13 protein-coding genes are annotated in these 13841 nt (G+C 41.7%); 5 read left to right on the top strand and 8 right to left on the bottom strand.

What is annotated here, in order from left to right:
• Positions 1-32 precede the first annotated feature (32 nt).
• Positions 33-779: a metallophosphoesterase family protein gene (locus MHB37_RS07935; RefSeq protein ID WP_305953551.1), complete on the bottom strand. Its 747-nt coding sequence runs from the start codon at positions 777-779 to the stop codon at positions 33-35.
• Between the two features lie 69 nt (positions 780-848).
• Entirely contained in the window at positions 849-1370 is a 522-nt protein-coding gene (locus MHB37_RS07930; protein WP_076126288.1) for a MarR family winged helix-turn-helix transcriptional regulator, read from the bottom strand.
• A 253-nt stretch (positions 1371-1623) separates the two neighbouring features.
• On the opposite strand from MHB37_RS07930, the gene MHB37_RS07925 reads away from it, so the two are divergent.
• Positions 1624-3219: an MDR family MFS transporter gene (locus MHB37_RS07925; protein ID WP_248547701.1), complete on the top strand. Its 1596-nt coding sequence runs from the start codon at positions 1624-1626 to the stop codon at positions 3217-3219.
• Between the two features lie 73 nt (positions 3220-3292).
• On the opposite strand, the gene MHB37_RS07920 is transcribed toward MHB37_RS07925, so the two are convergent.
• Positions 3293-3760, bottom strand: a complete 468-nt coding sequence (locus MHB37_RS07920) for a MarR family winged helix-turn-helix transcriptional regulator (RefSeq protein WP_076126284.1) — start codon at positions 3758-3760, stop codon at positions 3293-3295.
• Between the two features lie 148 nt (positions 3761-3908).
• Between MHB37_RS07920 and MHB37_RS07915 the strand changes: the two genes are divergently transcribed.
• Positions 3909-5405 (top strand): amidase, encoded by a 1497-nt coding sequence (locus MHB37_RS07915; RefSeq protein ID WP_405169128.1) that lies wholly within the window; start codon positions 3909-3911, stop codon positions 5403-5405.
• A 37-nt stretch (positions 5406-5442) separates the two neighbouring features.
• On the opposite strand, the gene MHB37_RS07910 is transcribed toward MHB37_RS07915, so the two are convergent.
• Positions 5443-6036, bottom strand: a complete 594-nt coding sequence (locus tag MHB37_RS07910; RefSeq protein ID WP_076126280.1) for a TetR/AcrR family transcriptional regulator — start codon at positions 6034-6036, stop codon at positions 5443-5445.
• A gap of 166 nt (positions 6037-6202) precedes the next feature.
• Here MHB37_RS07910 and MHB37_RS07905 point away from each other — a divergent pair, with 166 nt between their 5' ends.
• Both MHB37_RS07905 and MHB37_RS07900 read left to right on the top strand, forming a co-directional pair.
• Complete coding sequence (locus MHB37_RS07905) at positions 6203-7087, top strand: ABC transporter ATP-binding protein (protein ID WP_405169127.1); 885 nt, start codon at positions 6203-6205, stop codon at positions 7085-7087.
• Positions 7087-7899 (top strand): ABC transporter permease subunit, encoded by an 813-nt coding sequence (locus MHB37_RS07900; protein WP_076126276.1) that lies wholly within the window; start codon positions 7087-7089, stop codon positions 7897-7899. Before MHB37_RS07905 ends, MHB37_RS07900 begins: the two co-directional genes overlap by 1 nt.
• Before the next feature lie 334 nt (positions 7900-8233).
• Here MHB37_RS07900 and MHB37_RS07895 read toward each other — a convergent pair whose 3' ends face one another.
• The 4 genes from MHB37_RS07895 to MHB37_RS07880 form a co-directional block, all read right to left on the bottom strand.
• A complete protein-coding gene (locus MHB37_RS07895; RefSeq protein WP_076126274.1) occupies positions 8234-9193 on the bottom strand; it encodes a family 43 glycosylhydrolase in 960 nt (319 codons plus the stop codon).
• Between the two features lie 104 nt (positions 9194-9297).
• A complete protein-coding gene (locus tag MHB37_RS07890) occupies positions 9298-10194 on the bottom strand; it encodes a carbohydrate ABC transporter permease (protein ID WP_036675639.1) in 897 nt (298 codons plus the stop codon).
• A gap of 53 nt (positions 10195-10247) precedes the next feature.
• A complete protein-coding gene (locus MHB37_RS07885; RefSeq protein WP_076138280.1) occupies positions 10248-11126 on the bottom strand; it encodes a carbohydrate ABC transporter permease in 879 nt (292 codons plus the stop codon).
• 79 nt (positions 11127-11205) lie between these two features.
• Positions 11206-12450, bottom strand: a complete 1245-nt coding sequence (locus tag MHB37_RS07880; RefSeq protein ID WP_036675642.1) for an extracellular solute-binding protein — start codon at positions 12448-12450, stop codon at positions 11206-11208.
• A gap of 276 nt (positions 12451-12726) precedes the next feature.
• On the opposite strand from MHB37_RS07880, the gene MHB37_RS07875 reads away from it, so the two are divergent.
• Positions 12727-13632, top strand: coding sequence for a transcriptional regulator (locus MHB37_RS07875; protein ID WP_076126270.1), 906 nt, complete (start codon positions 12727-12729; stop codon positions 13630-13632).
• The last annotated feature ends 209 nt before the right edge of the window (positions 13633-13841 follow it).

Raw genomic sequence — 13841 nt, 5'->3', positions numbered from 1 at the left:
TCATTACTATTCTAAAAAAAATGGGAGAACGCTCAAAGCGTCTCACCATTCCGAACAAAATGCGTTATGTATTTCCCTGCGGAAATCTCCAAGCAATTTAGTCGTTGGCCATATGCACAGCCGCCATCTATCCCAATTTTATCTCCCAGTGGACTAAACCAGATTTCTTCTGAATCATGCAGATCCATCGTCGAAGTATGACCGAAAACAACCGTTTTGTTAGTGCTAACTACCGGATTCTTATAAAAGGGTTCTCTAATCCAGATAAAATCATAAGGGTCCTGCTGCTTCCAATCCTCTATTAATGGATTAATGCCTGCATGAACAAAAATATGTTCTTCCGTCTCATGATAAAGCGGCAATGTGCTCAGAAAGTCTATATGATGTCTATAGTCCCGCCTAATTTTTTCTTTTAGCTGCATATAATCCTTCCAGCCAAAATCCTTCTGCAATCCTTCGTAGCCCGCCTCGCAATAACTCATCAGTGTATGAAATCCGCCGTTAGTTAGCCAATGGGTATCCAAATTATCATCATCGCTGGTGAGCGCATCGCAAGCCATTTTATCGTGATTTCCTTTGAGAACTATCGCTCCACATTCTTGCTGCAGAGTCATCACTTGCTCCACAATTCCTTTACTGTCCAGACCTCTATCCACATAATCTCCCATTAAAATAAGCTTATCCTCCGCCGGGCGATAATTCACTTTTGATAATAGGGCATTGAATTCTACATAACTTCCGTGAATGTCACTAATTGCTAATATTCTGATGATAATCACTCCTTGCTCTAAGATGCAAAAAAAGATGTTCCCGCAGGTCTGCAGGAATATCTTTTGATGTTGGGCTTTCTATACTGAATCTATAACTAATGGCTCCTCATCCGACTGTGGAAAAAAATGACGGCTTCTGACCTCATGCACCGCTTCTTGAAAACGATCGCACAAAAAGATCAGCTGGTCGATCTCTTCCTTACCGACCTTTTGCGTGATTTCACTCAAAATGCCGGAATAGGATGCCATCTGCCTGCTATAAATCTGCTCTCCAAGCTCACTCAGACAGATATATACGACCCGACGATCTGTATCGGATGTTGTACGCACTACGTAACCTTTTTCCTCCAAAGTATTTGCCATTTGCGTGGCAGTAGGTCTACTTATCTGGAGCAGGTCACTTAATTTAGAAATCATAACTCCCCGGTGCTGTTTGTCACCTTCAGTGGCTTTCTTTTGCTTCATAACAGTGTGAATGACGTACATCATAACAAACTCTCTATACGATACTACATCAATCGAGTAGGGGCGAGCAGTCAGACGCTTTATATTTTCAAGGGCTATGATCAGCTTCTGCTCTTGATTGTCATGGGTATCCATAGGGCACCTCCAATATACCTCAATCTAATTAGATTACTTACCTATTCCCAAAAAATCAAGTCAAATTCAAATTCTCTTTAAATTAAAATTTAATAATTAACCTGTTGTGCTAATTGATGAATTTGTGTATTATACATAAATGATAGTTTGGCTACCTAATTATTACGACATGAATTTCCAAACTACAATATATAGAAGTTAAAGGAGAGGAACTGCTCTGGAGCATCTCACTCAGAAAAAGAAAGTTACAATTATGATTGCTTTAATGGCGGCTATGTTTTTCGCAGCAATCAACCAGACGATTGTGGGCACAGCAATGCCCCGAATTATTGCGATGCTTGGAGGTATTGAACATTATACCTGGGTAATTACCATCTATATGCTCACCTCAACCATCGCCACCGTACTTGTCGGTAAGTTATCCGATATTTACGGAAGAAAGCCCTTCCTGTTATCAGGGATTGTCATTTTTATTATAGGTGCTTTCCTATCCGGATTGTCGACCAACATTTTTCAAATGATCACTTATCGCGGGATTCAAGGTCTAGGCGGCGGGATTCTAATGTCGGCTACCGTAACCGCTGTAGGTGATTTGTTCGCTCCAAGAGAGAGAGCCAAGTGGACTGGAATTATGATGGCGATATTTGGTTTCTCCAGTGTAATTGGTCCTACCCTTGGCGGATTCATGGTAGATCACATGGCTTGGAAATGGATCTTCTGGATCTTCTTACCTTTCGGGATCGTGGCCTTCTTTATGATTTTGAAAATGTTCCCTAAAACCACGCGTTCTACATCTGAGTCCATCGACTACTTAGGCTCCATTTTCCTTTCCCTGACCATTGTTGCGCTCTTGCTCGGCTTTTCATGGGCAGGAACAAAATATGACTGGGGTTCTCCGGAGATTCTCGGCTTGTTTGGGGCTTCCATTCTGGGTCTGATTATCCTGATTCTGATTGAACGTAAAGCTAAAAGCCCAGTATTGCCATTATCCTTATTTAAAAATTCCATCGTATCCATCTCAATGATTGTCGGCTTCCTGATGAATGCCGGTATGATGGGCGCAATGATCTACCTGCCTTTCTTCGTGCAAGGGGTAGAGGGCGTCTCCCCAACTAAATCTGGTTTCATCAATATGCCAATGTCACTTACTATGATTGTACTAAGTACTTTAGTGGGAAGATGGATCTCCAAAACAGGAAAATATAAACGTTATGCTCTAATGGGGATGCCATTCATGGTTGTAGCCATGATATTAATGGCCTTTATGAGTAACATTGCTACGGCTGTAGTCAGCATGATTATCTTCGGGGTTGGGTTAGGACTATCAATGCCTGTATTTACTCTAACCGTACAAAATGCTGTAGCGCCTTCAATGCTAGGTGTTGCTACTGCTACAAATACTTTATTCCGTAATTTAGGTGGAACCATAGGTATTGCCATCATGGGTACCATTATGAACTCCTCATTAACGAAAAAATTAGAGGCAGCGGTGTCCTCTGGCAAAGGTCCGGATTTATCCAAACTTGATCCTGAATCCGCTAAACAGCTTTCTGCCTTTATGAATCCTCAAATGCTGCTAGATCAGCCTAAGCTTAAAGAATTGCATGCAACACTGCCAGAGCAAATCCAGCCGCTCTTCAATCAATTGATTGAGATGCTGCGGAACGCACTAAGCGATTCCCTGACAGTTGTGTTCTTAAGTGGTACGGCGCTGTTAGTTATCGCAGCACTGCTCGTTCTGTTCCTTAAAGAGATTCCATTACGTAGTGGAGAGAAAAAAATGGAGACACACGCAGAGGATAAAAACGGGAGTAAAAAACTCGAAAAATCTGTGCCTGCTGCACATTAATCACAAATAACCTTACATTAGAGATGTCCGTAAACAGCTTAGGCTGTGCGGCATCTCTTTTTTTTAAGAAGGGCTAGGATTCGTTTGGTTGATCGTTCAATTCTTCGAAGTAAACATAGACTCCGTTTAACAGCTCCATTAACGTATCCGTCTGTTCTTTGCCCATGTAATCAATCATACCTTTAAAGGTATTCCGGGATTTCGTTACAGCCATCTCAGCCAGATGCTCCCCTTTTTCCGTAAGCGTGATCTCGCTAACTCGGCGATCCTGTGCATCAGAAGTACGCACCACATATCCTTGTGCAATCAGACTATTGAGCATTTGGGTAACCGTAGGAGAGGTGACTTTCAGAAACTTGCTAATTTCCGAAACCGTCTGTCCCTTCTTCCCTTCCCGTTCTTTACCAAGCTTTAAAGAAACCAACATCCGGACCTCACTTGGCTTCAAGCCCCAAATCGTGGTTTTACGCCAATTCATTCTAGCGAATTGTTGGAAAGCCTCCATTAATCCATCCACATTCTGATATTTCTCTTCGTTCATCAGTACACCCCATAAAATCATTTAACACTAAGTATAGCCTAATATGACGTAAAAAAGAATTGATAGATGTCAGATTACCCATTTTCAAAAAATAACTAATGGGATGTATAATATAATAATCATCCTAAATTGAAAGTGGGTATCTAATTTGTCCTTTTCTTACTCTACCTATGACGCTCTAGGACTTGCTTCACTTGTCAAAGCACGTGAAATTTCACCTGGTGAGCTGGTCGAAGCCGCCTTTGCTCGGTTAGATGAGGTCAATCCGGTCATAAATGCGGTGGTGCGCACCCGTCGTGAAGCTGCTCTTAGAGAAGCCGACGAGATGCCTGTTCAGGATAACACTCGGCCGTTTGCTGGCGTTCCGTTTCTATTAAAAGATATTTCCCAATCTATCGCTGGCGAGCCCATCACTTGTGGGGCTATGCTGATGAAGAACAATGTCGCACGGTGGGATTCAAATTATGTTGCACGAATTAGGAAAGCCGGCTTTATTCCACTTGGCCATACGAATACACCCGAGTTCGGCTTAAAAAACATTACAGAGAATGTCCTCCACGGCCCTGCTCGTAATCCTTGGAATCTCGAATATTCTCCTGGAGGTTCAAGTGGCGGAGCCGCGGCGGCTGTAGCTTCTGGTATCGTTCCAGTAGCGGGAGCCAGTGATGGTGGTGGCTCCATCCGTATTCCCGCCTCATTCACAGGCCTATTCGGACTTAAACCCACGCGCGGGCGCACACCAGTAGGACCCGGAGTCGGCCGTCAATGGCAAGGGGCTTCTATTGATTTTGCCTTAACCCGGTCCGTTCGCGATAGCGCTGCTATGTTAGATCTGCTGCAGGTTGTGCAGCCAGAAGCCGCCTTCCAGACCCCGTTATACCCGGGCGTATATCTGGATGACCTGTTTAAGCCTACGCAACGTAAACTACGAATTGGATTTACGACGGCTTCCCCAGTAGGTACGCCTGTCTCTGAAGAGGCCGTAAATGCTGTTCTCAAAACCGTGAAATGGCTCGAAGCTGAAGGACATGCGGTTGAAGAAATAGAAAGTCCTGTGAATGGCACAAGACTGATGGAGAACTACTATACGATGAATGCCGGAGAGGTAGCAGCGATGTTCGTCTCCCTGGAGAGAAATATGGGACGTTCCATAACTGCTTACGATGTCGATATCATTACGTGGGTCCTTGGTGAGACCGGAAAAAATGTTTCAGCGGCCGAATTCGTACATAGTCTGGATGAATGGGACGTTGCAGCCGCCCAAATGGCGGAACTGTTTAATCATTACGACTTATATATAACACCTACGAATGCAAACTCTGCTCCCAAAATTGGTGAATTAACGCATAAACCTGCAGAGATAGCAAAGCTGCTGCACGTAAATGAATTGCCAAAAGAAGAACAGAGCCGCTTAATTTACGAGATGTTTGAGCCAAGCCTAACCTATACACCGTTCACCCAGCTCGCAAATCTGACAGGCCAGCCTGCAATGAGTGTGCCCGTCCATAAGTCAGCAAATGGCCTGCCGCTAGGCGTTCAAGTCATGGCGAACAAAGGCCGTGAAGATTTGTTGCTTCAGCTTGCTGCCCAGCTTGAACAATCCGCTCTTTGGGTCGGCATGAATGGAAATCCGCTGTTCACCTGATCAATTAAGGGTGATGCTCTCGCAGCTCAAGCTCCCCTTACTCTTTCCCGCAAATGCCATAGAAGAAAATATGGATGGCTTCCTCGATGAAGGCATCCATATCTTCCTGTTTGCTAGCTTCGTCTAGAAGTTCACCTGCATTACGCATATACATCCCCATTAGTGAAAGTATCCCTTTGGTGGATACTTTATTTGAGATTTCTCCCCGCGCTTTCCCATCCTCGACCATCTTCACCAGCACCGGCAAAATGTCATTCGCATATCGTTCCTCAATATAATGGAACATTTCTTGATCCTCAACCATAAGCTCCTTCACAGTTGCGGGAGATAAACCGCTGTAAGTTTCCCTCTCCATGGTTAGAATGTAACCAATAATCTCCTTTAGAGAATGCTCTTGATAAATGTAATCTTCAAATTCCTGAATTTCCTTCTGAACAAAGTCCTTAAAAGACTCACTAAGCAGCGCTTCCTTGCTGCCAAAATAATTATAAATCGTCACCTGAGAGACCCCTGCTTCTTTCGCAATATCAGCGATCCGTAGACGTTTCGGTTCCCAGTTCTTGAGCATCTCCATGGTAGTTTTCATAATTTTGAGTTTAATCTGTGCTGCTCTCTTCTCAAATCCATTCATAGCTTCCACCCTAACTTCGTTATTAAGTATGCATATTCAAATTTAATGAAATATTCCATTTTAATTATTTCATAATTTTATTGACTTCATTAACCACTAGGAATAATATAACATATGAAATATTTGATTCATAATAGTTCATTATTTTTACGGCGGGGGTGGCAGCATGCTGGTAGTAGAAGGCTTAACTAAACGATTTTCGAATGGCAAAGGAATCGAAGATGTAACATTTACCGTAAATAAAGGCGAGTTTTTTGGATTTCTGGGTCCTAACGGTGCGGGTAAATCGACGACCATACGGCATATCATGGGTTTTATGAAACCAGATCAAGGGCATGCGAGTATCCATGGGCTTGATGTATGGAAGGCACAAGGGACAGTCCAGAAGCATATTGGCTACTTACCCGGTGAAATCAACTTTTTTGATGGGATGACGGGTCTTTCTTTCCTTAAATTTATCTCAGCCATGCAGGGAATCAAAAATACTACCAAACGCGAGCAGCTGATTGAACGTTTGCAATTTGATGCCACCACTCCGATCCGAAAAATGTCAAAGGGAATGAAGCAAAAGGTCGGAATCGTCGCTGCTTTTATGCACAGTCCTGACGTTATTATTCTGGATGAACCTACCTCGGGTCTCGACCCGCTCATGCAAAAGGTATTTATTGATCTGGTACTGGAGGAAAAATCAGCCGGAACCACCTTTCTCATGTCCTCACACAGCTTTCAAGAAATTGAACGCACCTGTGACCGCGCCGCAATTATCAAAGACGGACGGATTATCACCGTGAAAAATATTCATGAACTGCAATCGATGCAACGGAAGCTGTTTGAGGTCATTTTTGCGAATAGTGAAGATGCAGTGAATTTTGCCGCCTCCGGCCTACAAGTGGAAGCTCACGAGGGAAATAGGGTCCGCATAGCTGTGCAGGGCAATTATGACCGATTCATCCGGGAAACTGGAAAATACAATGTCCGCAGCATCGACGTATTCACGCAGAATCTGGAGGACATCTTCATGGACTATTATGACCGCGAGGGGGTAGTGTAATGAATCTTCCGCTCTATAAGGAAATGATGCGAGTGAACCTGAAAGGAATATTGAATTACGCCTTTGGTTCTGCCTTCTATATTCTGTTTATGATCTGGCTTTATCCTGGGATTGCGGGGAGCACACAAGCAATTGATGACCTTATTAAGGCGATGCCAGAGGGTGTGGGTAAAGCCTTTGGATTAAATAGCGGATTTACCAGTGCTGAAGCTTTTATCTCCGGAGAATATTATGGACTTATACTAGTTCTGATTCTTTCCATAGTTTGTGTGCAAATGTCAACGCAGCTTATGGCTCGACTCGTGGATCGCGGCGCCATGGCTTATCTGCTCATAGCCCCAACTACACGGAGAAAAGTCGCTACCACGCAGGCACTTGTTCTCACTACAGCATTACTCTTAATTATGGGTGTAACCACCCTCGCCGGATTATTAGGTAAAGCATGGTTCCTTGGCAGTGAATATGACTTTAACAGTGGTCGCTTCGCTCAGCTGAATACCGTGGCGTTTTTATTATTTTTTGCGGTAGGCGGCCTTACCTTTCTCGTGTCCTCTGTATGTAATGACGAGAAAAAAGCGCTCGGAATTTCCGGCGCCATCGCCTTCGGATTTTTCACTCTGGATCTACTCGGTAAAATAAGCGACAAACTGGAAGGACTGCGTTTCCTAACCTTATTCTCCTTCTATCAACCCGGGGAAATCGTTCAGGGCAACGTGGAGATTATTCAGGTCTCCAGTTGGCTGCTGTTGATCGGAGTGTTCACCTTTTCCTTGGGAGTAGAGCTGTTCAGAAGACGGGATCTTCCATTATAAGAGTACCTCATTTGATCATCTTGCTTTTACGCGTTCCCGAAGCAACTATCGGACACCGTTGACCTTAAATGCAACTTTATCACAAATTTGTGTACCTAACGGACCCTAAAGTCGTTATTGGCTTGAAGAACAGCAAAAATGAACCTTTTCTAAAGGAATAGCTGCACTGGGGTCCGCAACCTTGCTCAAATGTCCAAAAATTTGCAAATAGCGTCAGCTGAGTCCTTAAGCCTCAGGAGGGTTATAACTATGACTCTTATAAAAAACAACAGAGCAGTGTTTCTCCACCTCTGGGAGAATCATTGCTCTGTTGTTTTATGCGACAAATCCCTTTTTATTTCGTATCCGGTCTAGGTACACCAAAGTTTGGCGTTCCGTCTTCATTCCACTGGATTACTTGCACACGTGCGTGACGATTCGGATCGTAAAGCGGATCACCGACAATTTCCTTATAGCTTCTAGCATGGAAAACAAGGATATCCTGTGTGCCATCCTCAGAGACAGTGAAGCTATTATGTCCCGGACCATATTGGCCGTTTTCCTCAGAAGTCGTAAACACAGGTTCAGGTGTCTTGACCCATGATTTTGGATCCATCAAATCACTATTCTCATCAGCAGTCAACAATCCCATACAATAGTTGTGATCTGTTGCACTAGCTGAGAAAGTCATGAAAATGCGTCCATTACGCTTAAGGATTGCCGCGCCTTCATTCACCAAAAATCCGATTTTTTCCCAATCGTATTCAGGAGTGGTGATGCACACCTGCTCGCCTTTTAGTGTCCAAGGATTCTCCATTTCGGAAATATAAATATTTGAATTGCCAGGGATAGCAGGATCTTTTTGTGCCCAAACGTAATATCTAACTCCTTTATGCTCAAAAGTTGTTGCATCCAAGGCAAAAGATTCCCATTTTGTTTTTATTTGACCCTTTTCCACCCATTCACCCTCTAAAGGATTTGCGGATGAGTTTTCTAGTGCAAACATGCGATGATCAAATAAACCATCTTTCGTATCAGAGGTATGTGCAGCTGCATAATACACGTACCATTTTCCATCAATATAATGAATCTCTGGCGCCCAAATATTAGCACTCATCAAACCCGTTTCATGCTTAACCCAAATGGTCTTTCCATCAGCCTCAGCCAATCCTTGAATAGATTCAGAACGGCGAAGCTCAATTCTATCGAACTCCGGAACTGAAGCTATGAAATAGTAGTACCCGTCAGTATGTTTATAGATCCAAGGATCTGCTCGTTGCTCAACTAGTGGATTTTTCACATTAAATTCTCTCACAATGACAACTCCTATATTTATCTCTTTTTTTATATTTGCAGGTCACCAAAACACACCCTTCCTTATAAGAAGTCAAGGTGTATTTAAGTTTAAGTTCATTCGATCTAACCTTTGATACCCGAATTCAGGTTGATGGATTGAACGAAGTATTTTTGTGCAAAAACGAATAGCAGCAATGTTGGAATAATCGCCATGATTGCCGAGCCCATTAATTGTCCGATCATACGATAGTTTCCGTAGATGTCTTGCAATAAGAGCAAACCAGCGGTAATTGGCATTTTGTCTACATCTGTGTACACAATAACCGGCCAGAGGAAGTCATTCCAAGATCCAGTAAAGGAGAACAATCCGCAAACAATCAATATTGGTTTAACTAACGGCAATATAATTTGCGCGAAAATTCTAAAGTCACTAGCACCATCAACTTTAGCCGATTCATCTAATTCTTTTGGGATACCGTTCATAAACTGTCTGACCAAGAAGATATTACCCATACCCGCAAGACCAGGGATAATCATAGCCCAGGAAGTATTCACCCAACCAAAGGAGTCAATGATTTTATAAGAAGGAATCAAGTTAACAACACCCGGGAAGAAGGAGATTCCCAGCAAAGTAAAGAACAATGTGTCTCTTCCTTTAAACTTAATACGGGTGTATCCAAAACCTGTAATCGAAATAACAATAACAACCAGAATGGTGTGAGATGTAGCAATAAACAATGAGTTACCTAACCAACGTAGAATTGGAGCTGTAGAGGTATTGTTTAAGATTGTAACGTAGTTCTCAAAGACCCACTCTTTAGGAAATAGTCTAAAGCCCGAGGATACTACTTCCGTTTGTGATCTAAATGAGGTGGAAATCCCGAATATAACAGGAATGATCCAAATCACACATAGGATACCTAGAAATATATAGGAAATATATTTTGAAATACTTACACTGGAGGAGCCTTTTATTTTGCCTGTTGTATTTACAACTGGATTTACTGCCTGGTTTGACATTTTAGTACACCTACCTTTTCCATTTCCTTGTTAGTCAATTAGTTTCTGCGAACCTATGAAGCATTTCGGTTCATTACAAAATATTGCAGCGCTGAGATCACCAAAATAACTAATCCCAGTAAAACTGCCATAGCTGATGCCATCCCGGCGATGGACTCACCGTTACCGAAAGCTAATTGACGAATATACATCATTAGAACGTGTGTACTTTGTCGAGGTCCGCCATCGGTCATCATTAACGGTTGGCCGAATACATTAAAGGCACCCGCAGTTGTCATAACAAAGGTATAAATTAATGGAAAACGAATAGATGGCAAGGTAATACTAGTGAATTTTTTAATAGAACCCGCACCATCGAGCTCAGCCGATTCATATAACTCTTGAGAAACGCCACTTAAGGAAGCACGATAGATAATCATGTTGCCCCCAATACCACCCCATAAAGTAATTACAATGATAATAATCCACGCATAGGGTTGATTTGCAGGCCAAGCAATTTGTGATCCAAATAGATTACCAGTGATCCCAAGTTGCTTATTAAAGATCAACAGCCAAATCAGTGCTGCCGCAGAAATTGAAATCAAGCCAGGAATATAAAGAATAGATTGAATTAAGCTCTTCATTTTAACTTTTTTATGTTCCAACGCCACCGCGACCATTAATGGAATAATAATCAGCAACGGAACAGACATAGCAACGAAAATCAATGTATTTTTTAGACCTCTGAAAAATTGAGTATGAAAGGTTGAACTGTTGTCAAAAAGAATAGCCTTATAGTTATCAAAGCCTACCCATACCGGATCACTCATTAAATTCCATTTTGTAAATGAAGCATAAATCCCATAAATCGTTGGCAATAAAATGAAGACAGCAAACAAAATGACATGCGGACCTACAAAGAAAGCAGGTGCCCAATTGATTTTCTTTTTCATAGGAATTCATTTCTCCTTTTGCACAAAGTAATGCACCATAACATGGCACATTACTTCGTACAATCTATTCTATTTTGCTTTATTTTGCTGCACTGCTGCTTTCCGCAATTTTATCTTCAACAAATTTTTGCATCGTTGCCAAAGTCTCATCAATATCAACGTTGCCACGCACGATATCCGCACAGTAAGTATCTACAGCTTCCGCAATGTATGGGTAGTATTCATAGGTGTAAATGTATAGGGATTCGATTTCTTTTTCATCAGATGTAAAGAAGGATTGCATATAGTCTTTGTACTCAGGGCTTTGGTTAACTACGTTACTTGCTACGTTTTGTCCAGCTTTTGCCCATTCCATCGAATTCGTACGAACATATTCCAAGAAGTTAGCAATACCCACTTCTTTTTCGTCTGTTCTCTTATCATTCTTCAACATAGCGAACAAGTGAGAAGAAGATCTGTTGGTGAATTTATCAGGAGTAGGAGAATAAACATTGGTCACGCCAAAGTTCAAGCCTTCAACCCCAGCATGTGCTGTAGAACTCCAAGTTCCGTCTGTCGAGAAAAGTACATTTTGAGATTGGAACATCAAGTAACCGTCTTCACCAAATGGAGTCATCAGGCCAGCATCGGCGATTTTCTTAACATTTTCAAACGCTTGTTTAAATACAGGGGTATTAACAGCCGGTTTTCCATCGACTTGGATATCCCCGCCCAAATCTTGAATTTGAGCCAAGATAACCCAGCCCAGCAAGGCATCATTAACTACGTAATCGCCTTCATCCAATTTACCTTGTAAGGAAAGCATTTCATCAATAGTAACAACGTTATCATCCAAGAAGGATTCAGCGTTATATTTTTTCAGCAAATCTTTATTGTAATACATTACGTTACTATGAATATCAAGAGGAACTGTGTATTGAGTTCCATCGATATTACCAGTGTTCCAAGCTTGTGGTAAGTAGTTTTCAGCTTTCAGTTCAGGTTGTGCTGGCAATACGGTATCTTGCATGGATTCCAGTACACCTTGTTTAACAAACCCAGGAACACGGTCAGCGTGGATAATTGCTAAATCAGGAACACCTTTGCTAGATGCCAAAACTGTAGAAATTTTTGTGTACATATCAGCCGTAATAACATGTTTTACTTTAATTTCGGGATTCGTTGCATTGTAGTTTTTAACAATTTGATCCATATAAGCACCGTCATCACCGGTCAGCGGTGTCCAGAACGTAATCGTCTTACTATCATCTTTACCACCGCATCCTGCCAAAACTGTCGATAATGTTAGAACCGTTGCTAATAAAACTCCAAATTTCTTTTTCATTACTCTCTCCCCCTGCAGCTGTAATGTTAAGATAACCATTCATGTTCACTTTCTTTGAAAACGATTAACTTGAGATTAGTATACATTCATTGTGAAAGCGTAGTCAATAACATTTAAATAAACTTAACAGAATTTTTTTTCGTTTAATTAACCTTTTGATTCATCTCTCGGAGATGAAAGCGATATTATATTTACTTCGGTTACCTTTCATGTTACTTTATATATAGATTAATAAACTTTACAGTATATGAAATAACTTTGAAAGAAGTGGGTAAAATGCAGTTGGAAATCGACAAATCCTCTCTTGTTGTTTACGAAGCTTTAGCGAGTGAAGTACGCATCAAAATTATTCAGTTGCTCTCCAAAAATAAGATGAACATCAAAGATTTGGCAGAAGAACTTAAAATAAGCAGTCCTATCGTTACCAAACACATTAAAAAACTAGAAGATGCAGGGCTCATAAAAACTGAAAAGGTGCCTGGTAAATCAGGAATGCAAAAAATCTCAATCCTTAGGGTGGATCATATTGAGATTAACTTCCCGAAAAAAATCTTTCACTCCTTTGCCTCCTACGAGACATCAGTGCCGATTGGTCATTATACCGATTATGATCTGAAACCTACTTGCGGACTTGCTACGGATAAGGAGTTTATCGGCAGAGTAGACGAACCTAAATATTTCATGGATTCTAAAAGAGTGGACGCAGAGATACTCTGGTTCACGCAAGGTTATGTGCAATATAATATCGCTAATTTCCTAAAAAAAGAGGAAACCTTACAGCAATTTGAAATTAGCTTAGAGCTTTCTTCCGAATTCCCCTTTGCTAATGACGTATGGCCTTCAGACATCACCTTTTCTTTGAATGGCTTGGAATTAGGGACTTGGACGAGCCCCGGAGACTTCGCTGATGCTAGAGGTAAATTCACACCGGAATGGTGGCCACACAATATCAATCAATACGGATTGCTAAAAACGATTAGAATTACAAACCACAATGGAACTTATATTGACGGTGACCCGCTGTCTCAGGTTTCGATTGAGGATTTAGATACGAATTGTGATCGTTGGACCTTTCGGATCGAAGTGAAGGAAGATGCAAAACACGTAGGAGGAGCAACGATTTTCGGAAAAAAATTCGGAAACCATGATCAAGATATCATTTTCAAGTTGTACTATCTGTAAATTTTTCATTTATGATCTAAGCAAAACTGGTTTTTTTGCGGGGGTGAACAACTAATTAGCTATTCTTCTTTAGCTCCCCCCCACCTGTTATGCCCTATCCCCTCTCTTTATCTTGCTGATATATCCCGCCTAGTCATCCATTCACTGTATTTCACTCTTATCCACTTCAGCAGTAATCACCAGTAGTTAAATCATTTGCCTCTATTTTG

The organism is Paenibacillus sp. FSL H3-0286 (assembly GCF_045040705.1).
In the GTDB taxonomy this organism is placed as follows: domain Bacteria; phylum Bacillota; class Bacilli; order Paenibacillales; family Paenibacillaceae; genus Paenibacillus_AQ; species Paenibacillus_AQ odorifer.
This window is presented reverse-complemented; position numbering and strand designations above follow the sequence as displayed.